Consider the following 14955-nt stretch of genomic DNA (forward strand, 5'->3'; position numbering starts at 1 on the left):
ACCTTCGTGGATAGCAGGCGCCCGCTCCGGCCGCTCGCGCCCGGTGTCCGGGATGCTTCCCTCGGGTGAACCGTCCGGCCGTCGGCCCGCGTACAGTGGCGGTCCGGGGGACGGGCCACGGGGCGGGACGGACGGGACGGTGCGGCAGTGAGCGGTACGACGACGGAGCGCGCGGCGGGCCACCGGGCGCTGCACTGGCGGGTCCGGCCGGCGACGGCCCGGGCGGCCGTCCTGGTGCTGCACGGCGGCGAGGAGCGCAACTTCGCCCCGCCCGGGCGCCTCAACCTCCCGCTGGTGCGGATGCACGGCTTCCTGCGCGGCCTCACCCGGGCGACCTCAGACGCCGGCGTCGCCATCGGGACCGTCCGCTACCGCCACCGCGGCTGGAACGGCGAACGGGCCGACGCCGCGCGGGACGCCACCGCCGCGCTCGACGAACTGGCCGCGGTGCTCGGGCCGGTGCCGACGGTGCTGGTCGGCCACTCGATGGGCGGGCGCGCCGCGCTCCAGGCCGGCGGGCACCCGTCCGTCACCGGCCTGATCGCCCTCGCCCCATGGTGCCCGGCCGAGGACCCGTGCGACCAGCTCGCCGGCCGGGACGTGCTGATGCTGCACGGCGACCGCGACACCGTCACCGCGCCCGCCGACACCCACGCCTTCGCCGCCCGCAGCCGCGCCGCGGGCGCCCGGGTCTGCGGCTACACCGTCACCGGCAGCGGCCACGCCATGCTCCAGCGCATCCCCGACTGGCACCGCGCCACCACCCGCCTCACCACCGCCCTGCTCGGCCTGCGCCCCCTCCCCGCCGAGACCGCCTCCGCCCTCGCGCTCCCGCCCGCCTCCCGCGAGGCCCTCACCCTCCCCCTCCCGCCCCAGCCCCGCCGCACCCCGGCCCACCCGGCGAGCCCCTGACGGGGCGACCGCCCCGGCACCGTGCCCTCAGGTCCGACGCAGCGAGCGCCACGAGCGGGAGGCGCCGGCGCTGACGGCCCAGGGCCGTTCCACCACCGTGCTCGCGGCGGAGCCGTTCATCAGCCCATCAGCAACGCTGCGGTGAACAAGCACATCGGCGACACCTTCGCCGAGCCGGACCTGCCGGTGGACGTGGACGGCCACCGGCGGGTGCCGGCGGTGCTGCGCCACCTCGGGGCGTGACGGGGCAGGGGTTTCCTAGAGGGCGTGCCAGAGGGCGGCGACGAAGACGGCCGTGACCCAGGTCCAGAGGACGGAAAGGGCGAGGTGGGCGGCGGTGCGCAGGCGGTCGCCGCGCCACAACCGGGGGGAGAAGTAGACGAACTCGAAGAGCCAGCGGGTGCCCCAGAAGAGGGTCTGGCCGGCCAGCAGGGCGGCGCCGAGCCGGCCGCCGGCGAGCAGGTCGGGGGCCAGGCAGAGCGGGAGCAGGCCGAGCAGGGCGCAGGCGAGGCCGATGAAGAAGACGTGGGCGTAGGAGACCTGGCGGGTCAGCAGGGTGGTGCCGGACAGGTCGGCGGGCCAGTCGATGGCGCGGGGCAGCACCGCGTGGACCAGGCCGATGGTCACGAGGGCGGCGCCGACCAGGCGCAACTGGGCTTCCAGGGTGATCAGTTCGGGCACGGTGCGGGCTTCCGGAAGGTGAAGGCGGTGACCAGGCCGGCGATCCGGCGTTCGGCGGCCAGGCGCAGGCCCGCCTCGGCGGCGTGGCGGAGCCAGGTGGCGCGGGGCAGGAAGTGCCAGGCGCCGGGGCCGTAGACGGCGGTGTTGGCCGCGTCCCGCAGGTGCTCGACCAGCAGCAGGGTGCCGCCGGGGCGCAGGGTGCGGGCGGCCTCGGTGAACAGGGCGGTGCGGTCGGCGGGCCGGCGCAGTTCGTGGGCGGCGAAGACGGCGAACACGGTGTCCAGTTCGCCGGTGCCGGCGGGCAGGGCGCCCGGGCGGGCCGGGATGCCGCCGGGGGCGGGCGGGGCGTGGCGGCGGGCGCGGCGGATCGAGCCGCTCGACGTCAGCGCCGGGTCGTACAGGTCGGCGACCCGCCTGCGGGCGGTGGGGTGGCGCTCGGCGATCGGCCGGCTGGCCTCGTCCAGGCCGGTGCTGACCACCAGGTGGTCGCCGGGGCCGTCGGGCAGCAGGGCGGGCAGCCAGTCGTAGCGGTGGAGTTCGGAGCGGTCGTAGACGCACCAGGTGGCGAGGGTGCTGACGGCGAGGTACCCGGCGGCGGTGACGGCGGCCGACCGGGCGAGGGCGGCGGCGGGGCCGGGCAGCCGGCGGGCCAGCGCGCCGGCGGCGGCGACGGTGAGCGCTCCGGCCGCGTACATCGGCCAGTTGTAGCGGACCACTTCGCGCACCCCGGACGGGCGCGGGCCGGCGAGCCCGGCGGTGGACGGGCAGAGGGCGGCCTGGCAGGCGGCGAACCGGCCGGGGCCGTACGGGCGTCGGCTGCTGGGGCGCCGGTCGTCCGGACGTCGGTCGTCCGGACGTCGGTCGTCCGGACGTCGGTCGTCCGGGCGGGAGCCGGCCGGGACGGGGGTGGTCATCGGGCGGCTCCGGTCAGGGTGCGGCGCTCTCCGGCGTGCCAGCCGTAGTCGAGGCCGGCGACGTGGAAGGCGTTCGCGAGCACCGGCCGGCTGCCGGCCAGCGGGCCGTGGTCGAAGAAGGTGAGTCGGGACACCTCGACCGCCACCGGGGCCGGGTCCCAGTGGGCGCGGGTGGCCTTGACCACGATCATCGAGCGGGTCTGCGGCTCGTACTCGAAGGTGTAGGGCAGCGGTCCGGCGAAGCGGCGCGCGGCGCGGGCGTCCGCGAAGGGGCTGCCCGGGGGGAGGGCGGCGGGGGCGCTGCCGAGGTCGGCGCGCACGTGCAGGTCCGCGTGGCCGTCGCCGCTGAGCACCTTGAACTCCAGGGTGCCGTCGACCACCCGGGTGCCGATCCGGGCGTGCCGGTAGTGGTAGCGGGAGAAGGCGTTGCCCCCGAGCGTCATCATCCGGCTGTCGGTGTCGGAGCGCAGGATGCGCAGGCCGCGCATGGTGCGGCCGCCGGGGGTCGGGAAGCGGGTGAAGACGCGGTAGCCGGTCAGGATGAAGTCCCGGCCGAGGCGGGCGGGCAGCGCGGCGGGGCGCAGTGCCCGGGTGTCCACGACGGCGGCGGCGACGAAGCCGTGCTCGGTGCCGTCGGGGTCGGTGTAGGTGTCGAGGGCGAGGCCGGGCGGCACCAGCGGGGCGAGCAGGTGGGGCGGCAGGGCGTAGGTGAGGACGAGCGAGTGCGCGAAGTGGGTGCGCATCGCGAAGGGGTGGCGTTGCAGCAGGTGTCGCACGGTCGACTCCGTGGTCTGGTGCGGGGATTCGGAGCGTGACTTGGCAGCACGGGACCGCCCTTCGCCGCAGGCCGCGGCGGGGGTGTTCTCGCGCTCCCTCATCATGGCGCACGAGTTTGAACGCGTTCAAGTTGGGGTGGAGGGGTGGTGGCAGGGGTGGCGGAGGCGAGGTCAGGCCGGGTCGTCCCCGGGGCCGGGCCGCCCTCCGGGTCGGGGCCGTCCGACGGCTCGCGGACGGGGTGCCCGGTTGCCGGAGCGGACACCCGGCGGGCAGCGGTCCCGGGGGGCTCCCGCTCCCGGGCGAACCACTCGGGGCCGCTCCCCGCTCCCCCCACACGGGTGGTTTCACCCTCCGGGCCCCGCTCCGGGACGGTCGGTGGACGGATGATCGGTCCCGGGTCCGTACTGGGCGGCCCGGGAAGGACGGATCGGGACGATGAGCACGACGCGGCGCTCGATGCTGGGCGCGGCACTGGCCGGCCCGCTACTGGGCTGGCTCACCGGGACGGCGGCCGGTGCCGTTGACGGCGGCACCGACCGCGCCGGGAAACTGGGCACGCTCACCGACGGCTGGGTGGAGGTCCGCTGGACCGCGGAGGCACAGGCCCAACTGGACCGCTTCCACGCGATGGTGGACGTCGTCGCCCCGGCCCGCATGGTGCTGGACGACCGGGGCCCGGCCGTCCACCTGCCGATCCGCTCGGCCCAGGGCGACCCGTCCCTCGCGAACCCGCCCAAGGCGCGCGGCGACGGGGCGCTGGACGGCGGGGTCTCCGTGCGCACCTCCAAGGGCGACTACCGGGTGGTCAACCTGGCCGGCGCGATCCAGGACGGTCTGGGCTCCGGCCGGTGCGAGGTCGGCGGCGCGGAGATGGGGCACCGCTCGGCCTTCCGCTGCGGCCTGGCGGAGGGCAAGTTGACGGCCCAGCCGGTGCCGGCCGGGCATCCGATGCAGGTCCGGCTCAGCGGGGTCCCGCTGCGCCCCACCCAGGAGGCGGTGGACGCGTACACCGCGAACTTCGGCGCGCACCCGGTCACCGTGGACACGGTGCTGGCGTACGTCACGGCGCAGGGGGTGTACACCCCTCCCCCGGCCGTGAAGGAGCAGCAGCCGTAGCGGGCCGGTCGCCGCGGGGTTCCGCGGACTCCTGGGCTTTCCGGGGATTCCGGGGATTCCCGGGTTTCCGGGACTGGGCGGGCACGCCGCCGCCGAAGCGGCGCTCGCGGGCCGCGTAGGCGCGGACGGCCTCGCGCAGCCGGGCGAGGTCGTAGTCGGGCCACGGCGTGGAATCGAACAGCAGCTCGGCGTAGGCGAGGTGCCAGGGCAGGAAGTTGCTGATCCGCTGCTCCCCGGAGGTGCGGATCAGCAGGTCGACGTCCGGGAGGTCCGGGAGGTACAGGTGCCGAGCGAGGTCGGCCGGGCCGATCTCCTCCGGACGGATCCCGCCGGCCACCGCCTCGGCGGCCAGGCCCCGTGCCGCGGCGGCCAGTTCCTCGCGTCCGCCGTAGTCCACGCAGACCGTCAGGGTCAGCGTGCCGTTGTTGGACGTCAGGCTCTCCACCAGCGCGATCGAGGAGGCCAGCGACTCGTCCACCCGATCCCGCCGGCCGCACCAGCGGATCCGCACGCCGAGCGCGTGCAGGCCCTCCGCGCTGCGGGCGAGGCCGTCGGCCAGCGAGTCGAACAGGGCGGTCAGCTCCTCCGGCGGGCGGTCCCAGTTCTCGGTGGAGAACGCGTACAGGCTCAGGTGGCGGACGCCCAGCCGCAGCGCCGCGTTGACCAGGCGCAGTGCGGCCCGCTGCCCGGCCTGGTGGCCGTACCGGGCGGGCAGCCGCCGGGCCTCGGCCCACCGGCGGTTGCCGTCCATGATCACGGCGACGTGGGCGGGCGCGCCCTCGGCGGGCACGGACCGGGTGCGGCGGTGGGGCGTGCTGCCGTCGGGGCTCAGTGGGGTGAGGCCGTCGATCAGGACGCGTGAACCCACCAGGGTCACTTCGTCGTACTGGAGCTGGGCGCCGAGCAGCACGGTCTGCAGGAACGGGCGGCAGGCGGGGGCGACGAGCCAGGTGGCGGGCAGGGCCTTCTGCAACAGGCGGTGCATCCGGGCCTGTTGGCTCTCCACCAGCTCGTCCAGGGCGGCCCTCCGGTCGTCCCGGCGGTCGCTGAGGCGCTCACCGCGGCAGTCGTCCCGGCGGTCGCTCCGGCCGAGGTCGGCGGTGGTCAGGCCGAGCCGGCGCAGGTCCTCCCGCGGCAGGTAGCAGCGGCCGGCCGCGAGGTCGAGCGGGAGGTCCTCCAGGATGTCCGCCAGCTGGCAGGCCTCCCCCAGCGCGGACAGCGCACCCGTCGCCCGCGGGCCCCGCGCCCCCAGCAGCGGGGCCCACAGCTCGGTGATCGTCCCCGCGACGCCGCGAAGGTGGCGGCGCTGGTCCTGGTGGGTCTCGAAGGCGGGCGGGCGGGCACCGTCGGCCCCGGTGGCGTCCAGGAACTCCTCGACCAGCGCCCGGTCCAGCTCCCAGTGCCGCACGGTGTCCACGAAGGCCCGGCGCAGCGGGTGCGCACTGCGGCCGGCCGCCAGCTCGGCCAGGGTGTCGGCCCGCCAGCGGGCGAACCGGCGCCGGCGCTCGGCGGGGTCGGCGGCTGCCCGGTCGGTGTGGGCGGCTTGGGCGGCTGCCCGGTCGGTGTGGGCGTCGCCGTGGTCAGGGTGCGACCGGGCGTCGTCGGCGATCCGGTCGGCGCGGGAGGCGAAGGCGTTGAGGGCGTGGAAGTACGGCCGCACCTCGGGCGGCAGCGCGTCGCTGATGGCCCGAAGTGAGGCCAGGTGGCCGGCCACCTCCCGCTCGCAGACCCGGTACGACTCCGCCAGCTCCGGCGACCTGTCCACCGCCGCCGACCCGCTCCCCGCCATGCCCGTTCCCCCGTCTCCGTCTCCGCCTCCGCCGACACCGTGCGCCGTCTGGTCAACGAGACGGGGGCGGATCGGTGGCGTCACCGCCGTCGTACACGGCGACGGCGACGGCAACAGCGACAGCAACCGCAGCGGCAACCGTCACGGCAGCCGTACGGTGAACGCCGTGTGCCCCGGCCGGCTCGCCACCTCCACCGTGCCGCCGTGCGCCCGGACCACGGCCCGGACGATCGCCAGTCCGAGCCCGGTGGAGCCGGTGGCGCGGGAGCGGGCCCGGTCGCCCCGGACGAAGCGCTCGAAGACCCGCTCGGCCAGCTCCGGCGCGATCCCCGGACCGTCGTCAGTGACGCTCAACTCGACCTGCCCGTCCGACCGTTCCATGCGCAGCCGGACCTCGCTGCCGGGCGGGGTGTGGGTCCGGGCGTTGGCCAGCAGGTTGGCCACCACCTGGCTCAGCCGGTGCCCGTCCCCGCGCACCACCACCGGGTCCTCGGGCAGGGCGAGCCGCCAGCGGTGGTCCGGCCCGGCGGCGCGGGCGTCGGCCACCGCGTCGAGGGCGATCCGGGTCAGGTCCACCTCCTCCTCGGCCAGTGGGCGGCCTGCGTCCAGCCGGGCGAGCAGCAGCAGGTCCTCGACGATCGCCCCCATCCGCAGCGCCTCGGCGTCGATCCGCTCCAGCGAGTGCCGCACCTCCGCCGGCACCGGCCCGGGGTGGCGCAGTGCCAGCTCGGCGTGGCCGCGGACCGCCGCGACCGGGGTGCGCAGCTCGTGGCTGGCGTCGGCGGCGAAGCCGCGCAGCCGCTCCTCCACCGCGTGGCGGCGGGCCAGCGCGTCGCCGACGTGGCCGAGCATCCGGTTGAGCGAGGCGCCGACCCGGCCGACCTCGGTGCGCGGGTCGTCATCGGGCACGCGTTCGGCGAGCAGCACCTCGCCGCGGGCGAGCGGCAGCGCGCTGACCCGCTCGGCCATGCCGACCACCCGTCGCAGGGGGCGCAGCGAGAAGCCGACCCAGGCGGCCCCGGCCGCGCCGGCGGCGGCGACGGAGATCGCGAAGACGGTGAGTTCCAGGGTGGCCAGCCGCTCGACGGTCTCCTCGGCCGGGCGCAGTGGCAGGCCGCTGACCAGCACGTCGCCGTCCCGTCCGGCGACCGCGCGGACCCGGTAGTGGCCCAGGGCTCCGCCGAGGTCGAGGGTGCGGGCCGGGCCGTTGACGGGCAGGGCGGCCAGCGCGTGCTGCCGGTCGGGGGTGAAGGTGACCCGGTCGTCCTCGTCGCCGGGGTCGTCCACGTCGTCGGCGTCCCCGTCGACCACGCCCGCGGCGCTGACCCGGCCGTCCAGCAGCCGCACGCCGAGGGTGCCGGGGGTCTGGGCCCGGGTGTCGGGGCCGGCGCCGTGGCCGGTGTGCTCCAGGCTCGCGGCGTAGCGGCCGCCGGACTCGGCGAGTTGCTGGTCCAGGCGGTCGACCAGGAAGTGGCGCAGCGCGGCGGTGGTGGCGAGACCGACGGCGGCGCAGGTGGCGACGAGCAGCACCAGCAGACCGGCGATCAGCCGGGCACGCAGGGTGCGGGGCGCCAGCGCGGAACGCAGGGTGCGGGACGCCGGCCGTACGGCGCGGTCCTGTTCGGCACCGGCCCGTACGGTCGTCACGTCGCCGCCTTGATCAGGTACCCCGCGCCGCGCACCGTGTGGATCATCGGACTGCGGCCCGCGTCCACCTTCTTGCGCAGGTAGCTGATGTACAGCTCGACGATGTGCGCCTGCCCGCCGAAGTCGTACGACCAGACGGCGTCCAGGATCTGCGCCTTGCTGAGCACCTGCCGCGGATGGCGCATCAGGTGGGCGAGCAGCGCGTACTCGGTCGGGCTGAGCTCGACCGTCTCCCCACCCCGGGTGACCTCGCGGGCCCGGTCGTCCAGAACGAGGTCGCCGAGCACCAGCGCGTGCGGCGGCGGCTGCCCGGCCGCGGCGGGCGGGGCGGCCCGGCGCAGCAGGCCGCGCAGCCGGACCACCACCTCGGCCAGGCTGAACGGCTTGGTCACGTAGTCGTCGCCGCCGGCCGCGATGCCGGCGATCCGCTCCTCGACGGCGTCCCGGGCGGTGAGGAAGAGCACCCGCACCTCGGGCTGCTCGGCGTGGATGCGGCGCAGCACCTCCAGGCCGTCGAGGTCGGGCAGCATCACGTCGAGCACCACGGCGTGCGGCCGCCAGGCGGCGGCGGCCTCGACGGCGGCCAGGCCGGTGGTCGCGCCGCGCGCCTGCCAGCCCTCGTAGCGGACGGCGCCGCTGACCACCTCCACCAGGTCCGGTTCGTCGTCGACGACCAGGACCCGCCAGTCGGGGCGGTCGACGGTCTCGTCCACGGGGCTCCTCGGGTCCACAGGGCTCCTCGGGTCGGTGCTGCGCATGGTTCATCCTGGCCGGTCCCGATGAGAAACCGGTGAGACCTCCGCATCGGTCCGGCAGCCTTCGCACCTTGCTCTGACCTGCGCCGATGCCCACGCGGGCGGGCTTCGCGGGCGGGCCGGTTCAGAGCCTACTCAGAGCTTGCGGTGCGATCGTGGTCGGCCTCGGCGGCACCCGCCGCCGGGCCCTGAGGAGGTTCCCGATGACCACTGCCGCCGCGCCGAAGCCGCGGCCCGGGCCCCGGCCGGCCCCCGACCGCCGGGGCCACCGGGCGGCGCCGCGTCCGCTGTTCGCCCTCGACCCGCGCGCCGTGCTCGGTCTGATCGCCGTGGGCGGGCTCGGCGTGCTCGCGCTGTGGTGGAAGGGCACGCCGGCGGTGGTCGGCGCGGACGGCTGGCTGACCGGCGCGGGCCGGATCACCGGGCTGCTGGCCGGCTACGCCGCGCCCGTGCTGCTCCTGCTGATGGCGCGGCTGCCGCCGGTGGAGCGCGGGGTCGGTGCGGACCGGCTGGCGCGCTGGCACGCCTTCGGCGGGCGCTGGATGGTGGCCCTGGTCTCGGCGCACGTGCTGACGGTCGTCTGGGGCTACGCGCTGACCGACGGGCGCGGCCTGGTCGACGAGGGGGTGGAGCTCGTCTTCCACTACCCCGAGATGATCAAGGCGACCCTGGGCACCCTGCTGCTGCTCGGCACCGGCGCGGTCTCCGCCCGGATCGCGCGCCGCCGCCTCCCGTACGAGGCCTGGTACTACCTGCACCTGGCGACCTACCTCGCGGTGGCGCTCGCCTTCTCCCACCAGCTGGCCACCGGCGCCGACCTCGCCGGCGGCCCCGGCCAGGCCGCCTGGTACGCGCTCTACTTCGGTACGGCGGCGCTGGTCGGCTGGTTCCGGCTGCTGCGGCCGTGGCTGCTCGACCGGCGGCACGGCCTGACGGTCGCCGAGGTACGGCCGGAGGGCCCCGGCGTGGTGTCGCTGTTCCTGAGCGGCCGGCGGCTGGACGAACTGCGTGCCGAGCCGGGCCAGTTCTTCCGGCTCCAGTTCCAGGCGCCCGGGCTGCGCTGGGCCGCCAACCCGTACTCGCTGTCCGCGCCGGCGCACCCGCACTTCCTGCGCTTCACGGTCAAGGACCTCGGCGGGCACAGCGCAGCGGTCGCCGCCCTGCGCCCGGGGACCAGGGTGCGCGCCGAGGGCCCGTACGGGGCGTTCACCGGGCGGCGGCTGCGGCAGCGCCGGGTGCTGCTGCTCGGCGCCGGGGTGGGGATCACCCCGCTGCGCGCCCTGTTCGAGACCCTGCCGGGCGAGCTCACCCTGGTCCAGCGGGCCCGGCGGCCGCAGGACGTACTGTTCCGGGCGGAGCTGGCCGACGTCGCCCGGCGGCGCGGCGCGACGGTGCACGAGCTGGTCGGCCCGCGCGAGCGGGTCGGCGACCTCGGGGCCGCGCTGGCCCGGCTGGTCCCGGACCTCGCCGAGCACGAGGTCTACCTGTGCGGCCCGGACGCCCTGACCGAGGAGGCCGTCCGCGCGCTGCGGGCGGCGGGGGTGCGGCCGGGGCGCATCCACCACGAGAGCTTCTCCTTCTGAGCCCGTTCGGTCTTCCGAGCGGCCGTTGCCAAGAGCCTCTTGCCGAGCGCCTCTTACCGAGCGCCTCCTGCCGAACACCCGAGCATGAACCTGAGCACCCGAGGAGCGTTGATTCCATGCGCCGAGCCGTCGTCACCAGTGCCGCCACCGCGGCCGGGGTGGTGCTGCTGCTGTCCCTCAAACCGCACCAGGCTCCCGGGCCCGCCCCGGTGATCGGATCGGGGGCCGCCCCGGGGGCCGGGTCCGACGTCTCGGATCCGTCGGGCACGGCCGATTCCCCCGGCCCGTCCGCCTCCGCCTCCGCGTCCGCCTCCGCACCCGCCTCGGGGTCGGGTTCGGGCTCGGGCGCCACCCGGAAGGTCAGCGGCAACACCGTCAACACCCGGTACGGCCCGGTACAGGTCCAGGTCACCCTGGCGGGCAGCCGGATCACCGCCGTCGACGTGGTCAAGTACCCGACCGCCGAACGGCGCGACCTGGAGATCAACGGCTCCGCGCTGCCGATCCTCAACCAGGAGGCGATAGCCGCCCAGAGCGCCCGGATCGACGTGGTCAGCGGCGCCACCTACACCAGCGACGGCTACGTCCGCTCGCTGCAGAGCGCCCTCGACCGGGCCAAGGGCTGAGGCGCCCGTGCTGAGCCACGCCGAGCCCGTGATGGGCACCGTCTTCTCGATCACCGTGCGCGATCCGGGCCCCGGTACCCCGGCCGTGCTGGAGCGGATCGCCGAGCGGTTGCACCGGATCGACGCGGTGTTCTCGACGTACCGGCCGGACAGCGACATCAGCCGCCTCGACCGGGGCGAACTCACCCCGGAGCACTGCGACCCGGAAGTCCGCGCCGTCCTGGCCGCCTGCCGCGAGGTGGCCGCCGAGACCGACGGGTACTTCACCGGGCGGCCGGGAGGCCGGCTCGACCCCAGCGGCTGGGTCAAGGGCTGGGCGGTCGAGCAGGCGGCCGCCCTGCTGCGCTCCTCCGGCGCCCGGCAGTACTGCGTCAGCGGCGGCGGGGACGTGCAGACCGCCGGCGGGCCGTGGCGGATCGGCATCGCCGACCCCCGGCAGCCGGGCTTGCTGGCCGCCGTCCTGGCCGGCCACGACCTGGCCGTGGCCACCTCCGGCACCGCCGAGCGCGGCGCCCACATCCTCGACCCGCACACCGGACGCCCCGCCGAAGGCCTGCTCTCGCTCACCCTGGTCGGTGCCCCCGGCACCGGCATCGCCCGCACCGACGCCTGGGCCACCGCCGCCTTCGCCATGGGTCCGGACCGTGCCCTCACCTGGGCCGCCCGCCGACCCGGCGTCGAGGCGCTGGCCGTGCTGCCGGACGGCACCAAGCGCTGGACCCCGGGCCTGCCCGGACACCTCCCGGCGAGTGGTCCGGCGGACTGGCGGACCGTTGTCGGCTGACCGGGGCCCGTCCGTGCGGTGCGTGTCATGGCGGAACGACCGTTCCTCAGGCGGAACGGTCGTTCTCGGGAACCACCGTTCCCCGCGTTCGGTCCACGCCCGCTCCGTGCCCACGCCCGCTCCGTGCCCACGCCCGCTCCGTGCCCACGCCCGCTCCGTGCCTACGCCCGCTCCTGCTGCGCCGCCCGCCAGGCCTCCCACGCCACCAGCGGCGCGAGGTACGACCAGCGCCGGGAGCCGTCCGGGCAGGTGCCGCCCTCGACCAGCTCGGAGACCGTACGGCGGGTGAACGGCACCCAGACGGCCATGTCGTGCTCGAAGGTGCTGTGGCAGGCCTCGCGGCGGCGGTCGATCTCGGCCGCCTCCAGCCGGGACCGGACGGTGGCCACCAGGGTGTAGCAGGAGGCCGGCTCGCTCCAGCCGAGCCAGGTGATCACGGTCGGCCCGACGTCCTCCGGCAGCAGTCCCAGTTCCTCCTCCAGCGCCCGACGGACCAGCCCGTAGAAGTCCTCGGCGGCGCCCGGCTCGTCGCGGTACTTCATCGTTTCGTTGATTCCGACCGTCCACTGCGCCGGGAAGGTGTTGACCGCCAGCGAGCGGCGGAGCAGCAGCAGCCGGCCCAGCCGGTCCCGCACCGCGACGCAGGCGCTGACCATCGTGGGCGGCGCGACGGCCACGAAGCTCGTCAGGCCCTCGTCCAGCGCCTCGCGCAGCAGCCGGGCCACCTCCGGCTCCTCCCGGCCCAGCCGGGTGGTGGCCATGCACTCCGCGTAGTCGCTCTCCGCGATGTCCACCTCGCAGACCCGCGCACCGCCGTGCTCGCCGTGATCGACCGTCAGCCGCGAAACGTACGCCGTCCGGCCCGCGGCTCCGGCCGCCCGCTGCCGCGCCACCTCGTCGGCCCAGCCGACCGCGTCCAGCACGTGCGGGCGCTCGATCCGCCCGCGGTGCGCCGTCACCAGCGTGCCCGGCGTCAGCGGCCGGGCCGCCGACCAGGTGATCAGCGGCGCCAGCCCGTCCGCCCGCAGGTCGTGCGCCCGGGCCGCTGCCGTCAGGCTCGCCCGCCGCACCCGCGGCGCCGGTACCCGGGAGCCGAGCCGCGAGCCGCCGAACTTGGCGAAGTCGTACACCAGGTTGGTCAGCACCCCGAGCAGCAGGGCCCCACCGATCCCCAGCAGCCACTCCACGTCGGCCCCCTCCGTCCGTGATCGACCGCCCCATTGTGGAGGCGCCCTCGCCGCCGGGGGAAGGGCCGCGGCCGGCGGCCGGTTCCGGGGCCGGTTCCGACGGCCGCTTCCGGAGCCGGTGTTAGGGTGATCGGAAAGTCAGCTCGGAGACCCGGAGACTCGGAGGCACTGAACAGTCGTGCGGGCGCCCAGGGTTGACGCGTCCACGGTCCGGTCGACCGTCCGCTCCGCCGCCCGGTCCTCCGTGCGTCGCTTCCCCGCAGCCGCCGGCTATCTCCTCCTCTGTCTCGGCACTGGCCTGGCCGCCCTGGCCGGACTCTGCCTGCTGCTCGTCCTCCTCGCCCTCTGCCTGGTCGGCCTCGGCCTGCCGTTCCTCCCACCGGCCCTGCGACTGCTGCGCCACTGCGCCGAGTTCCACCGGCGGCTGGTCTGCCGCCGGCTGGGCGGCGAACGGCCGCGCACCCCGTACGGCGACCGCGCGTCCGTACGCGATCCGGCCGTACGCCAGGACCTGCTGTGGCTGCTCGCCCACGCCACCGCCGGGACGGTCCTGTCGGGCGCCGCCCTCACCCTGTGCAGCCATGCGTTCAACTGGCTGACGGCGCCGGTGTGGTGGCGGCTCCTGCCGGGCGAGCGCGACGCCGTCATCCTGCTGACCGTCGACTCCTGGCCGGTGGCCCTCCTGGCGGCGGTCGGCGGGGTCGGCTACGCCGCGGTCGCCGTGGCCGTGCTGCCGCCGGCCGCCGACCTGCACGCCCGGAGCTCCCGTCGGCTGCTGGTCGCCCGGCCCCGCACCTCGCTGGCCCGGCGAGTCCAGGAGCTGACCACCAGCCGGTCCGAGGCGCTGGACACCCACGCCGCCGAACTGCGCCGGATCGAACGGGACTTGCACGACGGCGCCCAGGCCAACCTGGTGGCGGTCTCGCTCCGGCTCGGCATGATCCGCCGCGCGCTCGACCAACGTCCCGAGCAGGCGGCCGCGTTGGTGGACTCCACCCAACTCGTCGCCGAGCAGGCCCTGGAGTCACTGCGCGCCCTGGTGCGCGGCATCCACCCGCCGCTGCTCGCCGACCGGGGCCTGGCCGAGGCCGTACGGTCGCTCGCCGACCGCTGCGCCGTACCCACCCGGGTCGAGCTGGACACCGGGGAGCATCCCGACACCCCGCCCTCGCCACCCGCCCCGTCCTCCCCGCCTTCCCCTCCCTCCCCGTCCTCCGCCGACCCGCCGCCGCGCGCACCGGCCGCCGCCGAGGCCGCGGCCTACTTCGTGGCCTCCGAGGCGCTCGCCAACGTCGCCCGGCACAGCGGCGCCCGCAGCGCCCTGGTCCGGCTGCGGATCACCGCCGCCACGATCGCCGTCCGGGTCGAGGACGACGGCCGGGGCGGCGCCGTCGAGGGCGCCGGCAGCGGGCTGGCGGGCCTGCGCCGCAGGGTCGCCGCGTTCGACGGCACCACCCGCCTGTCCAGCCCGCCCGGGGGCCCGACCATCCTGGAAGTGGAGATCCCGTGCGGATCCTGATCGCCGAGGACAACGCCCTGCTCCGCGAGGGCCTGGTCCTGCTGCTGCGCAGCGAGGGGCACGAGGTGTGCGCGACCGTGGAGCACGGCGACGACCTGCTGCCCGCCCTGCTCGACCACCGCCCCGACGTCTCCGTGCTCGACGTCCGGCTGCCACCGGACTTCCGCGACGAGGGCCTGCGCGCCGCCGTCGAGGCCCGCCGCCGACTGCCCGAGCTGCCCGTCCTGATCCTCTCCCAGTACGTCGAACGCGCCTACGCCGCCGAGCTGCTCGCCGAGAGCGCCACCGGCGTCGGCTACCTGCTCAAGGACCGGGTCGGCCGGGCCGAGGAGTTCCTCCAGGCACTGGGGCGCGTCTCCGAGGGCGGCACCGCGATGGACCCGCAGGTCATCTCCCAGCTGATGGCCCACCGCCCAGGACCCGACCCGCTGGCCGCGCTCACCCCGCGCGAGCGCGAGGTGCTCGCCCTGATGGCCGAGGGGCACAACAACCCGACCATCGCCCGGCTCCTCTTCCTCGCCGAGAGCTCGGTGAACAAGCACATCGGCGCCATCTTCGGCAAGCTCGGCATGCCCACCCCCGACACCGGCCACCGCCGGGTACGCGCCGTCCTCACCTACCTGCGCGCGCTCGCGGACGGCTGACCGCCATCCGCTCGTCCGTGG

14 protein-coding genes are annotated in these 14955 nt (G+C 76.3%); 7 read left to right on the plus strand and 7 right to left on the minus strand.

Going from position 1 to position 14955, the window contains the following annotated elements; translation table 11 throughout:
* Window positions 1-147 precede the first annotated feature (147 nt).
* On the plus strand, window positions 148-912 hold the full coding sequence (locus tag ACWDBE_RS36065; protein WP_449810049.1) for an alpha/beta hydrolase: 765 nt from the start codon (window positions 148-150) through the stop codon (window positions 910-912).
* A 258-nt stretch (window positions 913-1170) separates the two neighbouring features.
* Here the strand turns inward: ACWDBE_RS36065 and ACWDBE_RS36070 are convergent, their stop codons facing one another.
* The 3 genes from ACWDBE_RS36070 to ACWDBE_RS36080 are packed head-to-tail and all read right to left on the minus strand — an operon-like array spanning window position 1171 to window position 3283.
* Window positions 1171-1593 carry a hypothetical protein gene (locus ACWDBE_RS36070; RefSeq protein WP_449793111.1) on the minus strand — a complete coding sequence of 141 codons (423 nt, stop codon included), beginning with the start codon at window positions 1591-1593 and terminating at the stop codon, window positions 1171-1173.
* The gene (locus tag ACWDBE_RS36075) at window positions 1581-2507 is read right to left on the minus strand and encodes a class I SAM-dependent methyltransferase (protein WP_449810050.1); all 927 of its coding nucleotides are present in this window, start codon (window positions 2505-2507) and stop codon (window positions 1581-1583) included. The genes ACWDBE_RS36070 and ACWDBE_RS36075 overlap by 13 nt, the downstream gene beginning before the upstream one ends.
* The gene (locus ACWDBE_RS36080; protein ID WP_449793109.1) at window positions 2504-3283 is read right to left on the minus strand and encodes a DUF2071 domain-containing protein; all 780 of its coding nucleotides are present in this window, start codon (window positions 3281-3283) and stop codon (window positions 2504-2506) included. The genes ACWDBE_RS36075 and ACWDBE_RS36080 overlap by 4 nt, the downstream gene beginning before the upstream one ends.
* A 436-nt stretch (window positions 3284-3719) precedes the next feature.
* Here ACWDBE_RS36080 and ACWDBE_RS36085 point away from each other — a divergent pair, with 436 nt between their 5' ends.
* On the plus strand, window positions 3720-4400 hold the full coding sequence (locus tag ACWDBE_RS36085; protein WP_449793108.1) for a hypothetical protein: 681 nt from the start codon (window positions 3720-3722) through the stop codon (window positions 4398-4400).
* Here the strand turns inward: ACWDBE_RS36085 and uppS are convergent.
* The 3 genes from uppS to ACWDBE_RS36100 all read right to left on the minus strand — a co-directional run bounded on the left by uppS (window position 4345) and on the right by ACWDBE_RS36100 (window position 8594).
* Window positions 4345-6189, minus strand: a complete 1845-nt coding sequence (gene uppS / locus ACWDBE_RS36090; RefSeq protein WP_449810051.1) for a polyprenyl diphosphate synthase — start codon at window positions 6187-6189, stop codon at window positions 4345-4347. The genes ACWDBE_RS36085 and uppS overlap by 56 nt on opposite strands.
* A 141-nt stretch (window positions 6190-6330) precedes the next feature.
* Window positions 6331-7776 (minus strand): sensor histidine kinase, encoded by a 1446-nt coding sequence (locus ACWDBE_RS36095; protein ID WP_449793127.1) that lies wholly within the window; start codon window positions 7774-7776, stop codon window positions 6331-6333.
* Between the two features lie 56 nt (window positions 7777-7832).
* Window positions 7833-8594 (minus strand): response regulator transcription factor, encoded by a 762-nt coding sequence (locus ACWDBE_RS36100; RefSeq protein ID WP_392923462.1) that lies wholly within the window; start codon window positions 8592-8594, stop codon window positions 7833-7835.
* Window positions 8595-8794: 200 nt separating this feature from the next.
* Here ACWDBE_RS36100 and ACWDBE_RS36105 point away from each other — a divergent pair, with 200 nt between their 5' ends.
* The 3 genes from ACWDBE_RS36105 to ACWDBE_RS36115 all read left to right on the plus strand — a co-directional run bounded on the left by ACWDBE_RS36105 (window position 8795) and on the right by ACWDBE_RS36115 (window position 11584).
* Window positions 8795-10174, plus strand: a complete 1380-nt coding sequence (locus tag ACWDBE_RS36105) for a ferredoxin reductase family protein (protein WP_449793106.1) — start codon at window positions 8795-8797, stop codon at window positions 10172-10174.
* 116 nt (window positions 10175-10290) lie between these two features.
* On the plus strand, window positions 10291-10800 hold the full coding sequence (locus tag ACWDBE_RS36110; RefSeq protein WP_449810052.1) for an FMN-binding protein: 510 nt from the start codon (window positions 10291-10293) through the stop codon (window positions 10798-10800).
* A gap of 31 nt (window positions 10801-10831) precedes the next feature.
* Entirely contained in the window at window positions 10832-11584 is a 753-nt protein-coding gene (locus ACWDBE_RS36115) for an FAD:protein FMN transferase (protein WP_449810065.1), read from the plus strand.
* A gap of 161 nt (window positions 11585-11745) precedes the next feature.
* On the opposite strand, the gene ACWDBE_RS36120 is transcribed toward ACWDBE_RS36115, so the two are convergent.
* Window positions 11746-12771, minus strand: coding sequence for a hypothetical protein (locus tag ACWDBE_RS36120; protein ID WP_449793104.1), 1026 nt, complete (start codon window positions 12769-12771; stop codon window positions 11746-11748).
* Window positions 12772-13015: 244 nt separating this feature from the next.
* Between ACWDBE_RS36120 and ACWDBE_RS36125 the strand changes: the two genes are divergently transcribed.
* Window positions 13016-14290 (plus strand): sensor domain-containing protein, encoded by a 1275-nt coding sequence (locus tag ACWDBE_RS36125; RefSeq protein WP_449810053.1) that lies wholly within the window; start codon window positions 13016-13018, stop codon window positions 14288-14290.
* Window positions 14278-14934: a response regulator gene (locus ACWDBE_RS36130; RefSeq protein ID WP_449793102.1), complete on the plus strand. Its 657-nt coding sequence runs from the start codon at window positions 14278-14280 to the stop codon at window positions 14932-14934. Before ACWDBE_RS36125 ends, ACWDBE_RS36130 begins: the two co-directional genes overlap by 13 nt.
* The last annotated feature ends 21 nt before the right edge of the window (window positions 14935-14955 follow it).

It is taken from the genome of Kitasatospora sp. NPDC001132 (assembly GCF_053598415.1).

Excerpts from the sequence above, each read along its gene's own strand:
- ACWDBE_RS36110 (WP_449810052.1), top strand. The coding sequence starts at position 10,291 with ATGCGCCGAGCCGTCGTCACCAGTGCCGCCACCGCGGCCGGGGTGGTG.
- ACWDBE_RS36100 (WP_392923462.1), bottom strand. The coding sequence starts at position 8,594 with ATGCGCAGCACCGACCCGAGGAGCCCTGTGGACCCGAGGAGCCCCGTG.
- ACWDBE_RS36105 (WP_449793106.1), top strand. The coding sequence starts at position 8,795 with ATGACCACTGCCGCCGCGCCGAAGCCGCGGCCCGGGCCCCGGCCGGCC.
- ACWDBE_RS36115 (WP_449810065.1), top strand. The coding sequence starts at position 10,832 with ATGGGCACCGTCTTCTCGATCACCGTGCGCGATCCGGGCCCCGGTACC.
- ACWDBE_RS36075 (WP_449810050.1), bottom strand. The coding sequence starts at position 2,507 with ATGACCACCCCCGTCCCGGCCGGCTCCCGCCCGGACGACCGACGTCCG.
- uppS (WP_449810051.1), bottom strand. The coding sequence starts at position 6,189 with ATGGCGGGGAGCGGGTCGGCGGCGGTGGACAGGTCGCCGGAGCTGGCG.
- ACWDBE_RS36085 (WP_449793108.1), top strand. The coding sequence starts at position 3,720 with ATGAGCACGACGCGGCGCTCGATGCTGGGCGCGGCACTGGCCGGCCCG.